12 protein-coding genes are annotated in these 16,571 nt (G+C 36.7%); 2 read left to right on the forward strand and 10 right to left on the reverse strand.

The window, feature by feature from the left end; translation table 11 throughout:
* Positions 1–3: 3 nt before the first annotated feature.
* The 3 genes from GVN22_RS06175 to GVN22_RS06185 form a co-directional block, all read right to left on the reverse strand.
* Complete coding sequence (locus GVN22_RS06175; RefSeq protein ID WP_166550172.1) at positions 4–1,032, reverse strand: SPOR domain-containing protein; 1,029 nt, start codon at positions 1,030–1,032, stop codon at positions 4–6.
* Between the two features lie 100 nt (positions 1,033–1,132).
* Positions 1,133–2,812 (reverse strand): TonB-dependent receptor, encoded by a 1,680-nt coding sequence (locus GVN22_RS06180; RefSeq protein WP_166550173.1) that lies wholly within the window; start codon positions 2,810–2,812, stop codon positions 1,133–1,135.
* 36 nt (positions 2,813–2,848) lie between these two features.
* Entirely contained in the window at positions 2,849–5,851 is a 3,003-nt protein-coding gene (locus GVN22_RS06185) for a tetratricopeptide repeat protein (protein ID WP_166550174.1), read from the reverse strand.
* Between the two features lie 125 nt (positions 5,852–5,976).
* Here GVN22_RS06185 and GVN22_RS06190 point away from each other — a divergent pair, with 125 nt between their 5' ends.
* On the forward strand, positions 5,977–7,773 hold the full coding sequence (locus GVN22_RS06190; protein WP_205690803.1) for a M61 family metallopeptidase: 1,797 nt from the start codon (positions 5,977–5,979) through the stop codon (positions 7,771–7,773).
* A 41-nt stretch (positions 7,774–7,814) separates the two neighbouring features.
* On the opposite strand, the gene GVN22_RS06195 is transcribed toward GVN22_RS06190, so the two are convergent.
* Positions 7,815–8,054, reverse strand: coding sequence for a hypothetical protein (locus GVN22_RS06195; protein ID WP_166550175.1), 240 nt, complete (start codon positions 8,052–8,054; stop codon positions 7,815–7,817).
* 2 nt (positions 8,055–8,056) lie between these two features.
* The gene (locus GVN22_RS06200) at positions 8,057–8,500 is read right to left on the reverse strand and encodes a peptidylprolyl isomerase (protein ID WP_095165328.1); all 444 of its coding nucleotides are present in this window, start codon (positions 8,498–8,500) and stop codon (positions 8,057–8,059) included.
* 188 nt (positions 8,501–8,688) lie between these two features.
* Between GVN22_RS06200 and GVN22_RS06205 the strand changes: the two genes are divergently transcribed.
* Complete coding sequence (locus GVN22_RS06205; protein WP_166550176.1) at positions 8,689–9,600, forward strand: tetratricopeptide repeat protein; 912 nt, start codon at positions 8,689–8,691, stop codon at positions 9,598–9,600.
* A gap of 395 nt (positions 9,601–9,995) precedes the next feature.
* Here the strand turns inward: GVN22_RS06205 and menD are convergent, their stop codons facing one another.
* From menD to pnp, 5 genes are all read right to left on the reverse strand, one after another.
* Complete coding sequence (gene menD / locus GVN22_RS06210) at positions 9,996–11,702, reverse strand: 2-succinyl-5-enolpyruvyl-6-hydroxy-3-cyclohexene-1-carboxylic-acid synthase (RefSeq protein WP_166550177.1); 1,707 nt, start codon at positions 11,700–11,702, stop codon at positions 9,996–9,998.
* A gap of 44 nt (positions 11,703–11,746) precedes the next feature.
* The gene (locus GVN22_RS06215) at positions 11,747–12,325 is read right to left on the reverse strand and encodes a hypothetical protein (RefSeq protein ID WP_166550178.1); all 579 of its coding nucleotides are present in this window, start codon (positions 12,323–12,325) and stop codon (positions 11,747–11,749) included.
* Between the two features lie 67 nt (positions 12,326–12,392).
* A complete protein-coding gene (locus GVN22_RS06220) occupies positions 12,393–13,121 on the reverse strand; it encodes a carbon-nitrogen hydrolase family protein (RefSeq protein ID WP_166550179.1) in 729 nt (242 codons plus the stop codon).
* 126 nt (positions 13,122–13,247) lie between these two features.
* Complete coding sequence (locus GVN22_RS06225; RefSeq protein WP_026995355.1) at positions 13,248–14,111, reverse strand: RNA polymerase sigma factor RpoD/SigA; 864 nt, start codon at positions 14,109–14,111, stop codon at positions 13,248–13,250.
* A gap of 232 nt (positions 14,112–14,343) precedes the next feature.
* Complete coding sequence (gene pnp, locus GVN22_RS06230; protein WP_166550180.1) at positions 14,344–16,473, reverse strand: polyribonucleotide nucleotidyltransferase; 2,130 nt, start codon at positions 16,471–16,473, stop codon at positions 14,344–14,346.
* Between the last annotated feature and the right edge of the window lie 98 nt (positions 16,474–16,571).

Below are 16,571 nucleotides of genomic sequence, written 5' to 3' on the forward strand. Positions count from 1 at the left end.
GAGCTATTGTTTTTTTGAAGACTTAAATATCCAAGCAGAAGCTCTTAGTTTCGACTTGATTGTTGCTGATTCAGTATAGGCTTCATTTTCATTGCGATATGAGTTGGCAGATACTTTTATCAACTTTCCTTTTCTTTCTGGCTCAATCACAGTAGCGTTTGAAAAACCCTTTGATTGAAGTTCTTTTACAAACTTTTGGGCATTGGCCTCATTGCCAAAACTCCCTACAATAACGAAATAATCACCATTATTGTTATAGGAAAGCGTATTTCCTTGTGATGCAGGTATTGAATCTTTTATCGGTTGAACTTCTCTAGTGAGGGTATCAACAAACCTCGATTTCGTCTCAATGATGGGGGCTGGCACTGGCTTTCTTGCTGTGATACCCACGAAAGGATTCATTGTGCTAAGACTATTTTGCTCCTCATAAGAAAGTATTCCGATGCCTAACAAGACAGCCGTAGCCACTCCTGTCATAAAGGGAACGAGCGTTTTAACGGTTGCAGCCGTTTTCTTAGAAGTTTTGACAACTCTTTCTGCTGCACGGTCAGCGCCTCTGAATACTGAAAGTTTAGATTTGGACTCTTTCTGTGGAGATTCTATTTCTAGATTTCTTTTTGGATAAATATTGATAGTACCTAGTCCAAAGCTATCAGAGCAATAGTTTTGTTCTGACAATGGCGTAAATACCAATTTATTCTCCTTATTAAGTTCAAAGAAGCCTATTTGCTCTAAATATACTTGTTCAGCATTTCTCAGTCTAAACTTAAGTGCATCGACAAATGCTCTTATCTTAATCGTTGATTCTTCCAGTGAAATTCCTTCTGACTTGGCGATGAAATGAGACAATAAACCATCGTCATTTTTCAAAAGGCTGTTGAATGCCACCCAGCGCTTGGCAGGTGAGATAAAATTCAACGAGCGGTCTAACTTGGCACTTTGAAAGTTAGTAATAAAACCCCCAAAGTCAGGAACGACCACACAATCGCGCTCGAATAAAAGCTCTTGAATATAGTGTTGAATTGTTGCCATAGAATTGTCAGAAAATAAAAAATCGTGTAATTATCTTAAAATCAATAACCTGAATTATTGAGAAAAATAATTACACGATCTTAAGAAATTGTGTTACAATTTAAAAAGAAAATGACAATCCTGCAAGGAAGTTGGCACCCTGAACAGGATAATATAAGTATCTTTGGTAATTTTTATTTAAAATATTATTCGCTGAAAGGAATACATCAAATCTTTCGCTGATAAAGAAGGTGAATTTCAAGTTTAAATCAAAGATTGGGTTGAGCGTCACCTGCTGATTGGTCTGTCCATTGAGTCCTTTTAATCCTGTAAGCACATAAAAATCGGATGTTACTAGCATTTTTTCTCTAATCAGATACTGATTTGACCATGTAGCCTTGAAAGCAGGACGATGCCAAGCCTCTTTTAAGTTACCCAGATTACTATAAATATAATAATCCATTAACAAGGATGAACGAAACAATTGTGGAATTTCATAATTGATTTGTCCTGAAAGACTTGTTACATGAACTTTTGTGGTATCGTTAGAATACAAAATTTCAAACTTGGTAGAATCTGAGCGAGAATTATTCAGGACATAGAAATTCTTGTATGTGGCAAAACTCCCTTTCAACTCACCTGAAAGTCCGCCATATAAGTTAGCTTTGACACCTGCGTATATATCAGACAGTTTTCTGGTTGGTTTTAAAGATTGAAAACGACCTAACCATTGATTTTCTTGAAGAATTGTTGTGAGGTTATTCGCCATAACATCTCCTTCATAACCTGCGTAAAGCTTGATTCCATCCATCAACTGATAATCAGCTTTTAGGACAGGAAGTACATAGGTTTCATTTTCGGTAGTTTTTTCCTTACTATTAGCAAGCATTACCCCCAATGTCACACTAAATAATTCGTCCTTGTATTTAAAGTTAGGAACCAGTTTGTACAAATTACGATAAGTAGTCAATGAATCTTGGGATTGTGCCAAGACCATCTGTCCATCAAAATTGGCTGAAAGTTTATCCGTTAAAGGAAATGACGCCGACATACCTGCATCCCAAAGTAACTCGTTTGCCCCTACTTTCGTAAATAGGTAAGATAATTTTGAACGGAAGATATAATCAATAGGAGATGTTTTACTCGTATTAGAAATAGTCCCGTCAAAATTGAATTTATTCCATGAGTTAAAAATGGTTTCTTTATCAAATGAATATACCTTAGGTTGATATCCATAATAATAAAAACCTTTACGTTTCCAGCCCAAAGAACCTTCCAATTTTACAGAGTTAAATTGCGTGCGACTGTGTACTTTGATTTGGTTATCTGATTCCCCAGAGTAGTTAGCTCCAACAGGACCTAATCGATAAGCATTGTGTTTGACATAAATGCCGTGATAGTTTTCTTGACCAACAGCAATACCTGCATGCCCTTCGAGATAAGTATGTCCAAAATTCCCGAATCCTGCTCTAATCACATTGTTATATTTAGATAACTGAACAGGCGTCACTGGATTTACAGGCATTTGAACTTGATTCGAAATTTCTGTAATTCTTCCATTATTGGGTACTTCAGAAAATAAAAATCTCAAAGGTGGTCTTGGAACAGTATTGGGTGGTGTTACCATTTTCTCGAGTTTTCTCACGGGTGGTGGTACAACAATCTTTTTTTGTTCCTTCGTTACACTTACCTCTGAATTATCTATTTTCCCTTCTTTCTTATTTACTTGAGAAAATCCTTGTGTGGATAATCCAAGTAGCATAATGCTGGCGAGAGAAAGCTTTAATGATGTATGATGCATAATAAATAAAAGTCTTTGATTAAGAATAAATTTAGATTACTTGTTACTAATAGAGCGTAGTTTTACACGCGCTTGTTCAACCGAATTCTCATCTGGTAGTTTATCAATGATAGAATTCAGGGTTGCTTTTGCTTGGAAATAATTCTCCATTCCAATAAAGTCATCCGCTAACAATAAAAAGGCTTTCCCCATCACTGGTAACGACACACCCGAGAACTCATTGTTAAACTTATTCATAATCATTTCACTTGACTCTTTATATTTTTTCTGACTATAAAGCATTCTTGCTAACATAATTTGGCACTCCCCTGCGTAGTCATCTTTTGCAAGAGCCACCCCTTGATTAAATGAGCTCGTTGCTGAAATATTATCCCCAATTTGCAAGTATCCTTTACCCATATAATAGTAAGCCTTCGTTTTTTGTGCAACTGTAGCTTCAGGTAATAATACCATTTGTTTTGAGTAATAGATAGTAGAGTCATTTTTCGGTGTATTGAAATACGAATCCATCAAACCCTGAATCGCCGTTTGATTATCTTTGCGATCCGATGAAACTCTCAACACCCCACGATAGTTAGTAATAGCTCTTGAATAATTATTGTTTTCAAGTTCAATTTGTGCTGCCTTGGCGTAAGCTTTCGAAAGTGCTTTATACTTATTGTCTGCAATCACAATATAGTAATTGCGTAAAGCATCCATTTTATTTTTTTGCTTGAAATACGTTTCTGCAATTAAGAATTTAGCTTCTGGGGTATCAGGTGAATCTGGATAGTTACGAACATATTCTCCAAAAGCAACTAAAGCTTTGTCGTGTGCATCATCGTAATATAACCCTTTCGCTTTTTCAAATTCTTTTTCTCGCAAACTGGTATCGTTCGGGTTTGCTTTGGCATACAAAGCTTTTATCTCGATATACTCTGGAGAACTTGGGTCCATCAACTCATTCAAACCCGCCATCGCTTGTGAGGCAAAATCAGAATCGTTGATATAATTTCTTAACAAATACTTATAATCTGAAATAGCACTTTGCGTTCTTCCAATATTTTGGAAAGCCGTTCCTCTACGCATAATCGCATAAGGCACCAAGGCACTTTGAGGACGTTCTAAAATTAATCTTGAATAATAGGCAATTGCTTTTTCACTACGCTCAGCAGACATTTCATTATCACCCAAATCACGTAAAGCTGTTTCCACATATTTTGACTGCGGGAATGTACGAACAACTTCCTCTAGTGTTGCTTTACCATTAGGGTCATTCAAAATATTTTGAATTGTACCTTTCTGATAGAGAGCGTAATCTTTATTCGTTTTTACGGTTTGATAGGCTTTGTCATAAGCTTTTAGTGCCTGAGCATATTGACCCTGAGCTACATAAGAATCCGCTATTCGCAAAAGTGCATCATCTACATTGCCATCTGTACCTCCGCGTTGATAGTATTCATTAAAATAAGCATTCGCCTCCGCTGGGTTGGTAGACAAATAAATATAACCTAGGCTATAACGGCTTTTCTGTTGAAATTCAGGTAAAGAAGGAACATCTTTGTCTGTCGCAGCAATTACTTTTTTATACAAATCAATCGCGGCAGCATTTTGATTCAGACCAACCAAAGATTCGCCTTTCCAATACATCGCACTGTATTTTAAATCACGAGATTCTGGTGCACTCAAAGATTTATCGAAAAAGGTAACTGCCTCCGCATATCCATCTTCGTTATATTTTTTTACAGCTTGGTTGAAAGCAATTCGCTGATAAACAGCATTTACTCTCGGAGTTCTTCTACGAAGTTTCTCTACAAAATTAAGCGCTGCCAACAAGTTATTAGATGAAAGATATGCCTCGCAAAGTAGTTCATTGGCTTCATCTTCAAATCTTGAACCAGGATATTGAGCAATAAAACCTTCTAATGCTTTTACAGATTCATTAGAGCGACCTAGATCTAAGAGTACTTTACCAACATTAAAGGTTGCCTCCTCTTGTACAGGCTTATTGAATGATAATTTACTAGCTTGATCAAAAGCACCAAGTGCACCTGTTAAATTATTGACTCTTTGGTAACAAATTCCTAGCACAAAAGAAGCATTCTGTCCTAAAGTGTCTTTAGGCAAGGCTACATTTTTCAGTTGATCGGTTGCAGCAGAGAATTGGTTCGTTTTATAAAGACTATATCCATAACGGTACGCCACAACTGGCATCATCCCTTGTGATTTATAGTTTTTATAAACACCATAATAAGTTGCTGCTTTTTCGTAATTCCCTTTATTAAAATATACCTCCGCCGTTAGCAAAGCAATATCATCGAGTTTACGTCCTTTTTCACGAAGTACTCTTTCTGTATAATCAAGCATTTCGTTATACTTACCTTGACGATAATAGGCATTAGCAATCCATCCGGGAATTTCAGCTTTATACTGCGAAGATTTTTCAGCAAGATTAAAATTGCTGATTGCCTCCTCATAATTTTTATTTTGAAACTGAATAGCTCCTGCATAATACGCAGATGGAGGTCCATAAGCTTGGTTAGGACTTTCACGAAGACGTGTAAATACGGTAAGCGCTTGCGCATACGACTGCGTTTGGTAATAGGCAATACCCAAATGATACTGGGATTCTTCATCAGTTTTGCCAGTTTTACTCAAATAGTCTATGGCCTTACCATATTCTCCATTATCAAAGAAGTAATTTCCAATTTCTCGGAAAAGGTTACTCGCCACAGGATGTTCGGGATATTCACGAACAAATCGGTCGGCAAGGAGTTCGGTATCAGCACGATCTAGGTATAAGCTACACATCACGATGAAATACTTCGCCCAAGCCTGATTAGGGTCATTTTTGTCTAAGAAGTTTCGATGTTCAGAGAGATAGAGTTCAAATTCGGCACGAGCCGCTTCAAAGCTTTTGGATTCATAATACTCTTGTCCGTTTCTAAAATGAATATTGGCTTCATTATAGTTGAGCGTACTTTGTGCAAAAATTTCATAACCAGAAATAGTACATGTAGCCGCAACGGATAAAAATACAATCGAAGGTAATTTTTTCATTAGATATGTTTTTTATTGGGTATCTATGTTTTGTTGGGATAATAGATTAGCCAAATTTTACTTGTTTCAAAGGCGAGGCTTTGTTAGTTTCACGTTTTAAAAACGCAAAATTCATACGTTAAATTATGAAAAAAATCTCAATTTTCGCTATCTGTTTACTGTTTAGCGTAATTTCATCAGCTCAAACTAATAAGCTCCAATCCAAGATTGCTTATGCGCTTTCTATGGAAAAACCTCAGTCTCACTACTTTGACGTAGTCATGAAATTGAAGACGCTAGATGCCAAAATGAAACAGCAAGGTTTCGTCGATGTAAAAATGGCTGTCTGGACTCCGGGGTCTTACCTTGTTCGTGAATACGCTAAAAATGTGGAATCAGTAACTGCCTCCTCGGCAAACACTCCATTGTCTCTTGACAAAATCAACAAAAATACTTGGCGCATAAAAGTGAATGCCTCCACTCAGGAAGTAACGCTAAAATACAAAGTTTATGCTTATGAACTGTCCGTTCGTACCTCGTTTTTGGATGATTCTCATGGCTATCTTAATCCAGCAAGTGTATTCATGTATGTGAATGAATGGAAAGCTTTGCCTTCTACTTTAGAAATTACGCCTTACAAAGACTGGTCAACGATTTCGACAGGCATGAAAGAAATTTCTAAAAATACCTTCTTGGCAGATAACCTAGACATTTTGATAGACTCTCCTATCGAGATAGGTAATCAAAAAGTTTTAAACTTTGATTTAGCAGGTGTTCCTCACAAAATTGCCATGTATGGCGAGGCAAAGTATGATGCCGAAAAAGTAACTAACGACATTAAACGTGTTTGCGAAGCTGCCAAAAGCGTGGTGACTGAACACCCTTGTAAAGACTATACTTTTTTGATTCATAACCTTGCTGCTGGAGGTGGTGGTTTAGAACACCTTAATTCTACTACTTGCCAAACTTCACGTGGTGTGTACGAAAATGAAAAATCATACAAAGGTTTTCTAAGTCTTATTGCTCACGAATATTTCCACCTTTGGAATGTAAAGCGTATCCGTCCAAAAGCTTTAGGACCTTTCGACTATGAAAACGAAAACTACACGCACATGTTGTGGTATTCTGAAGGAGGTACAAGTTTTTATGAAAATTATATCCTCCGCCGTGCAGGTATCTTCTCTCCTGAAGAATATATCAAATCGTATATGGACGATGTGAATACCATCGAAAACCAACCGGGTAATGCTATTCAATCAGCAGCTGAGTCTAGCTGGGATGCGTGGATTAAATATTATCGTCCAAACGAAAACTCTCGTAATAGCACGGTATCTTATTATGACAAAGGTGCTGTGTTAGGAGGAATTTTAAACTTAGCCATTTTGTCTTCAACGAAAGGCGAAAAGAACCTAGACGATTTAATGCGTTACCTTTATCAGAATTACTACAAAAAACTAGGTCGTGGTTTTACAGATGAAGAATTCATGAAAGCTACCGATATCGTAGCAGGCAAAGATATGTCATCATTCTTCAAGAATTATATCTTCGGTACTGAGTCTATTCCTTATAATGTATACTTAGCCCCAGTAGGTTTGAAAATCGTAGATACGAATGCTGATAATACCAATGCTTTCCTTGGTGCTGATTTAAGAGCTGGAAAAATTTCATCTGTAAGAAGAGACTCTCCTGCCTACAATTATGGTCTGAATGTCAACGATGAAATTTTGAGCATCGATGGCCAGAAAGTAGAAGACTTAACAAAATTATTAGCTTCGAAAAAAATTGGTGATGTAATTGAGGTAAAAGTAAAAAGAGACGGTTTAGAAAAAACGTACTCGGTAACACTTGCTAAAAACCCAATCAAATCTTATAAGCTCGAGCCAATAGCAGATCAAACCGAACAGCAAAAAGCACTTTACAAAAAATGGATGTTTATCCAATAAGTCATTTATAAAAAAAGCCCTGAGTATTCAGGGCTTTTTTGTTAGTAGGGATTCAAGGCATTATGCAAATCGCCATACATATCTTCAAAGCGTTTGATCACTTTATCTACAAATTCTTCTGTAATCAATTCTCTTACTTCTGATTCACCTGAAACTTCCGTTTCTGAAATTTTGAAAGTTTGTTCTAAATCAGCCGTTTCAAATTTTGCAAAATACTTGTTATTCCATTTGTATAGGGATACCTTACATTTGGGATTTGGGATTTCTCCGATAAAGTACATAACTAAGCTTCTTCTTCAACGATAGTGATACTGATGATTTTATCTCCCTGACGGATTTGATCAATTACGTCCAAACCTTCTACAACTTTACCAAAACATGTATGTCTACGGTCAAGGTGTGCAGTATTGTTACGGCTATGACAAATAAAGAACTGAGAACCACCTGTGTTTGGACCACGGTGTGCCATCGACAAAACACCACGATCATGGTATTGGTTATTTCCAGTCAACTCACAAGGAATTGTGTAACCAGGACCACCAGCACCAGTTCCTGTTGGGTCACCTCCTTGGATTACAAAATCTGGAAGAACACGGTGGAAAGTTACGCCATCATAAAATCCTTTTTTCGATAAATCAACAAAGTTCTTTACGTGAATTGGAGCATCCTCCTCGAAAAACGTTATAACCATTAGACCTTTTTCGGTCAACATTTCAGCTTTTAACATACTATAATCAATTGTTAATGGATGAGAAAACAGCAATTGTTTTTTACAAAGTTAAGGCATCTCTTCCATTTCTTTAAACATTTTACTCATTTGTTTCTTCTTATACGATTTCTGTACATTCGACGGTCTTTCAAGCAAAATAGCGTAATTTTGAGTAAATGTATATTAATGAATAAATCTCAAATTCAATGAAAGGAAGAAAGCTATTCCCTATCATCATGGCAGCAGCTATGTTGAGTCTTGGGTCTTGTGGAACTGATAAAAATGAAGAAGCCATCAAGTTCTTCAAGCGAGGTAATTTCAAACTAAAAGAACAAGAATATAACGAGGCCATTCATTGGTATGGTGAAGCGCTGAACAAGAAACCAGATTTTGCCGATATTTATAATAATAGAGGCTTAGCCTACCAGAAAAGTGATAAGCCTGAGAAAGCGCTAGAGGATTTTAATAAGGCCATAGAGGTAGATACTAAATTCTGGGAGGCTTACTATAATCGCGCCGAATTGTTATTTAACCTTGGTAATTATCAGGAAGCCATACAAGACCTTAACAAGATTGGAAAGGTTTATAAAGATTCTAGTTTTTACTATGTTACCCTAGGCAACGTCAAAACTCAAACGCAAGATTATTCAGGAGCAACCGCAGCTTATGAGCGAGCACTCGTACTTGATCCCAATAATGCTGAGGCCTATACCAATCATGGGTATTTGTACTTTGAACAAAACAATTATCCTCTAGCAAAAAAGGATTTTGAAAAAGCCTTGAGTATTAACCCTAAACAACACTTTGCGCTAAACAATCTAGCCTTTATTTTGAGCGAAGAAGGTAAATATAAAGAGGCTTTACCTTTGGTAGAAAAAGCGATATTTCTCAAACCTGCTCAAGCCTACTATCTCAACAATAAAGGATACATCTTACTACAATTAGGGAAGTTGGATGAAGCAAAGGAAACTATCGAACACTCCTTAAGAATAGAATCTGAAAATGCATTCGCCATTCGTAACTTAGGTTTATATTTCCAGAAAAAAGGAGATATACAAAAAGCCAAAGAGTATTTTGATAAGGCTAAAAAACTTAACCCTAATATTTCGATTCAATAATCAAAAAATCCCTAGACACAAAAATGTTGCTAGGGATTTTTTGATTTAATAAAATTTAGGAGAAGGCTTCAGCAATAGACCATTTTCTTACTTTACTTACTAATTTGTTTTCTCGAGTCTATTTTATAGGCATTTTTAAGTAATATTAGAATAGTACAAAAATAAAAAGTGTTATTTCGGCATTTTCTTTACCAAGCATTAAAATAATACAAATTTTATCTTTCATGAAAGTTTGATACCCTTTAATATTCGGCATTATATTACTCAAAAAACAGCCTTTTTGCCATTTTTATGCCTAAATAAAAGCCCTGAGAATCGCTTATTTGAGCTTGTTCTAGGTATAATTACAGCTCGTTTGATTCTCAGGGCTTATGTATTTTAGGCTTCAGAAGATTTTAAACTAAAAAATTAGTTTTAAATTTCTTAAAGAAAGCTGTATTCTCTACTGAGTTGGTGTGGATTTCAAAAAGTCGAGCACGAGTAGACTTTTGTGGAATTGTAGTCAGGATATTTTCCAACTGCTCAAAATTCGTAGCTGATATATATTCCATATTGGATTCTTCGGCAGTTAGCTTTGCCGTCATTTTTTGAGCAGTTTCAAAAAATGGTTCAAGCTCTGGTTGCTGACTTGGTCCGTCAATCATCCGAAAAATTCCTCCCCCACTATTGTTCTCTAAAATGATCGTGAGATTCGATGGTAAGAAATTATTCCAAAGTGCATTACGGTCATAGAAAAAAGCTACATCTCCCACCAAAAGATATACTTGAGCTTCCGTCGCCAAAGCCGCGCCCACAGCAGTACTTACACAGCCATCGATTCCACTCGTTCCTCGATTGGCAAAAATCTCTACCTCATTGATATTGGATAGGTGAAGATAGTTGGCATATCTTACAGCCATCGAATTTGCCAAATGCAACTGTGAGCCAGCAGGAATATTTTCTATCACTTTATAATAGGTCGTGAATTCATTCCAAGTGTCGGTACTACTCAAAGCCTGATGAATATATCTTGAAGATTTTCTTTCGAGGTTAAACCATTGTTCTTGGTATTCGAAAGACTTTTCCTCATCACCCATTTTGTAAGCTCTTAAATCTAAGCTCTCCAATAATTCTTTAAAGAAGTCTTCAGGGGCTATCGAAACAATATCTGTAAGGCTTTGATAAGTATCAATCAAATGCGTTGTGCTTTGCACATGCCAGTGAGCTTCAGGTTTGTGTTTTCTGATATACTGCTTCAATGATTTTGAAATCACCGATTTACCAAAAGTTATCAAAACTTCTGGAGCATAGCTATCGTCTAACTGACCTAGATACAAATCATGATTTGCTATGAACTCGCCTTTTGTATTTGCAATCAAATCTCCAACCACTACAAATCCAAACTCTTCTTGTAATCCTTTTAACGCTTGATTAACTTCAGAGTTAGTCGCATCCTGTCCAGCAATGACCATAACTTTTGAATAATCTTCTATTTGAGTGAGTAATTCCTCCCAAGTCTCTTGGCTCAAACTAGCTTTTGAGGAATGCTGGCGAATATTTCTTGGACGTTCGAATACAACCTGTTCTTCAGCTGAAGGATAAAATGGCTCACGCAAAGGAATATTGATATGAACCGGTCCCTTGGGAAAAGTATTGGCTGTGTTGATAGCCTCATTCATCACACGTTCGATATGCCAGCGAGCATCAGGGTGCGAATAATCTGCCCCTACCTGATACGAAGCTTTTACATGTTTTCCATAAATATTTTCCTGATAAATCGTCTGTCCATCATGCTGATGTATCCATTCGATTGGTCGGTCCGCTGTAAGAACAATTAAAGGTATCTCTTGAAAAAAGGCTTCAGCCACGGCAGGTGCATAATTATAGGCCGCCGACCCAGAGGTACAACAAATGGCAACAGGCTTATTTTTCACTTGTGCCATTCCCATAGCGATAAAGGCAGCCGAACGTTCATCTGATACCGACAAAGCATTTATCTGCGGATGTCTTGCCAACGCAATCGTCAAGGGTGCATTGCGGGAACCTGGGGAAATTACCGCATCAGTCACATTTTTGGTAACCAGTATTTCCGCTATATTAATAATGGGTTGTAATATTGCCATAAATGGTTTTGGTTCTCTTGTTTTGTTTTTTCTATTTTGATGCGTTACATATTAGAATTATTAGTCCATGTAAGCTTTCCATCAAAATCTATTTTATATTTTGTTTGCTCGAAATCTGTAAGTAAAACCCCATCAGGTAAAATAGATATTGCTTTTTCTTGGGTAAGAGATACAAAAATATCTTTTCCACTAAATTTCCATTTTATTTTCCCTTCTGTATCTATTCTTGTTATTTCTATTTCTCCATGAATGAGAAAATCATCCTCACACTTAAAAATTTGGAAGCACGTTATGTCATCTAACTTCATATTCCATACTAATTCTAAACTCGGTAGAGACAGACAAAATACAGAGTCTCCGCAGCAAATCAATATATTTTCCGATGCAATTATATACGAATATTGAGTGATTGCTGATACACCACCTATCCCTATAATAATACAACTATCAACAAGCTCTTTATGTTGATAAATTTTAATTCCGATTTTACTTGATGATACTTGACTTCCATCACTGCTACTATATTGTTTTGTATAAGAAAACATATTATCGACTGAATCAACCCTATAAATTGACTCATTAAGAAGTTCAATCGTTAAATCAGAAGTTTCAAATCTTATCATTTTATATCTTCTTAACTTTTATACTCAAAGCATGCATCTTGGTTGTTATGAGGAGAAAAAGACAGGACTATATCATTTGTACTAATACCTCTGATGTTTTTGTATCAAAAATCAATATTCCTTCATCAGTACTATTTAATTGTCCTATTACATTACCCTGTTTCGACAATACACAACTTTGTCCAGCACTTTCAAAATTATCGCAAAACCCTGTACAATTTGAAACTAATATTGGCATTGAATATTTCTTTGCTATTACAGTGTAATATTCTATTGCTTTACGTATGCCTTCTTGAGATTTTGCAACACTTGCCATATAAATTTCAGCACCAAGGGCAACTGCTGACTCTATATGTGATGGTTGTAAACTTTCATAACAAATGGCTGGTGCTATTTTTACATGATCAATTGTTATGATAATTTGTTTTTCTCCTTTTACAAAATAGGCTAATTCATCTGAATGTAACTGTTGCTTTGAATACGCTTTTCTGGGTTGGCTAGGTTGAAAAATAAACATACTGATTTTAATCCCAGCAATAGTCTTCTCAGGCATTCCAATACCAATCGTAATATTACTGTGATCACTAATTTCTTGAAAGACATCAAATTGGTTATCCCCTAAATCAGATGCTAATGCTTTAGCGAGCTCAGGCTCATAACTTGAGATAGAAAGTTCAGAAAAAAATATGGCGTCAGCTTTATGAGAAATAGCTAGATGAGTAAATTGTTGGTGCTTTACAATATTTGAATATGTATCACCCTTAATTGGTCGTAATTGTGCTACAGCTATTTTCATAATTATATCAATGATTTTCTCTTGTTAACACTCTTACATTACTATCCAGCTATGTACTTTTTCTTGTATTTCCCACAAACAAAAAGAGCCTCATAAATGAGGCTCTGAAAAGGCATTGTAAGCATATTAGCCCAAATAAGTTTTGAGCGCTTTGCTTCTCGATGTATGTCTTAATCTACGAATTGCTTTCTCTTTGATTTGACGTACACGTTCGCGAGTCAAGTTGAACTTCTCACCGATTTCTTCTAAAGTCATCGCGTGCTCACCATTCAAACCGAAGTAAAGCGTTACTACGTCAGCCTCACGCTGAGTCAATGTTGATAATGCACGTTGTACTTCACGACGAAGTGAGTCGTTAATCAAGCCGCTATCTGGTTTGTCTTCGCCATCATTTTCCAAAACATCCAACAAAGAGTTTTCTTCTCCTTGAACGAATGGTGCGTCCATAGACACATGGCGACCAGAGATTTTCAAAGTGTCTACCACTTCTCCAGTTGTGATTTCGAGTACTTCAGCTAGTTCTTCTGGTGTTGGCTCACGTTCAAACTTTTGCTCCAACTCAGAGAACGTCTTTGAAATTTTGTTCAAAGAGCCCACACGGTTGAGTGGCAAACGCACGATACGTGATTGCTCTGCCAAAGCTTGAAGAATTGACTGACGAATCCACCATACCGCATACGAAATAAACTTAAATCCACGAGTCTCATCAAATCTTTGAGCTGCTTTAATCAAACCAAGGTTACCTTCATTGATAAGGTCACCTAAGCTTAAGCCTTGGTTTTGATATTGCTTAGCAACAGACACCACAAAACGAAGGTTCGCTTTGGTCAATCTTTCTAATGAAAGTTGATCTCCTTCACGAATCTTCTGAGCTAAAATAACCTCCTCCTCTGGCGTTAGCAAATCTACCTTGCCAATTTCTTGCAAATACTTATCGAGTGATTGTGATTCTCGGTTGGTAATCTGCTTACTAATTTTTAGCTGTCTCATATTAGTTACTACCTCTTAAAGTTCTTAGTAGGTTAACAATTAGGAATAAAGAGTTTTTTGAGGGGAAAATACTGTAATAGGTAGTCACAATATTTCTTACTCAAATAGCACTTCCTGAAAACTATATACCAAACAGTTATATAAGTGAAGAATATAACTGTTTGGTAGGAAACAAATTTAACAATATAGTTTAATCCGTTATAGAAATAACGTAAATAACCTTAAGTTTGTTCTATTTCTTCTCAGGCTTTGGCAACAAAACTTTTCTTGACAAACGATATTTACCAGTTTTCTTATCCACCTCAATCAACTTCACTTTTACCTGTTCGCCAATTTCTAGTACACCGTCCATTGTTTCAAGACGCTCCCATTTGATTTCAGAGATGTGTAAAAGTCCGTCTTTACCTGGTAAGAATTCAACGAATGCTCCAAATGGCATGATTGATTTAACAACACCATCATAGATTTCGCCTTCTTCAGGAATTGTTACAATTCCTTTTACCATTTTAACAGCAATATCCATCGCAGCTTTATTAGCAGAGAAGATAGATACATAACCGCCATCTTCTTTCTCTTCGATAGTTACTGTTGCGCCAGATTGTTTTTGGATATCTTGAACAACTTTACCACCTGGTCCGATTACCGCACCAATTTGCTCTTTCAAGATTCTGATTACAGTTGCTCTAGGAGTTTGTGGTTTGTAGTCGCTACGAGGCTCAGCAATAGTTTCTTGCATTTTACCCAAAATATGCAAACGACCTTGTTTTGCTTGTTCCAAAGCTTCTGTCAATACTTCATAAGACAAACCGTCTACTTTGATATCCATCTGACAAGCAGTAATACCTTCAGTTGTACCAGTTACTTTGAAGTCCATATCACCAAGGTGGTCTTCGTCACCTAAGATATCTGAAAGTACTGCATATTTTCCAGTTTTAGGATCAGAGATAAGTCCCATTGCAATACCAGATACTGGAGCTTTAATAGGTACACCTGCATCCATCAACGCAAGCGTTCCTGCACATACAGTAGCCATTGATGATGAACCATTTGATTCTAAAATATCTGAAACGATACGTACAGTATATGGATTTTTTGCATCAGGAGGCAATACTTTTTTCAAAGCACGCATTGCCAAGTTTCCATGACCAACTTCACGACGACCAGGAGCACGGTTTGGTTTTACCTCACCTGTCGAATATCCTGGGAAGTTATAGTGTAACAAGAAACGATTGTATCCTGACACCATTGCCTGATCTACAATTTGCTCGTCTAATTTTGTTCCAAGAGTTACTGTAGTTAACGATTGAGTTTCTCCTCTTGTAAAAACAGCCGAACCATGTGGTGTTGGCAAATAGTCAACCTCACAAGTAATAGTACGGATTTCGTCAAGTTTACGACCGTCCAAACGATAACGTTCGATTAATACCAATTGACGAGCCGCTTCTTTTTCGATATCATGGAAATACCATTTTGCCAAGCTTTTGTTGACAGTAGAATCCTCTGGCAATGAAGCGAAATATTCATCTTCAATAGCTTTGAAAGACTCACGACGTGCTTTTTTACTCGGATTTGCTAATTTAGCAACCTCATAATAGCGATCGAAATAGGTATCCCACAAATATGTTCTTAACTCTTCATCGTGATTTTCGTGTTTGTATTCACGTTTTTGAGTTTTTCCAACTTCAGCTTCAAGTTCTTTTAAAGCAACACATTGGTGCTTAATAGCTGCATGAGCCAAACGAAGTGCTTCTAACATTTCTTGTTCAGAAACTTCGTTAGCTTCACCCTCAACCATCAAAATATCGTTGGCATTTGCTGCTACAATAAGTTCTAATTCTGCATCTTTCAGAATCGATGTTTCTGGGTTAACGATATATTCACCGTTAATTTTAGCGACACGAACTTCAGAGATAGGACCGTTGAAAGGAATATCTGAAACTGCCAAAGCAGCTGCTGCAGCAAGACCTACATACGCATCTGGTAAAACTTCAGCATCAGCAGAAATCAAGTTAATCATTACTTGCGTATCTGCATGAAAATCAGAAGGGAAAGTAGGGCGCAAAGCTCTATCTACCAATCTACTTACCAATACTTCATAATCTGACAACTTTGATTCTCTTCTTAAGAAACCTCCAGGAATTTTACCTGCTGAAGCAAATTTTTCTTGGTAATCTACTGAAAGAGGCAAAAAGTCAACACCGTCTTTTGGTGTTTGGTTAGCAACAACCGTTGCTAAAAGCATCATATTTCCGCTTCTCACTACAACAGCCCCATCGGCTTGTTTCGCGAGTTTGCCTGTTTCGATGGTAATTTCCTTACCATCAGGCATTGTGATTTTTTTCGTAATTACGTTAAACGCCATAAATTGTTTGCTTATTACCTTTTACGCTACTTGATATCAACGAAATGTAAAAGGATTTTGTTGGATTTGCAGTCATTAATAGTGAATCGTCAATTGCC

Origin of the sequence: Cellulophaga sp. BC115SP (genome assembly GCF_009905545.1) — a bacterium.
Lineage (GTDB): Bacteria > Bacteroidota > Bacteroidia > Cytophagales > Spirosomataceae > Flectobacillus > Flectobacillus rivi.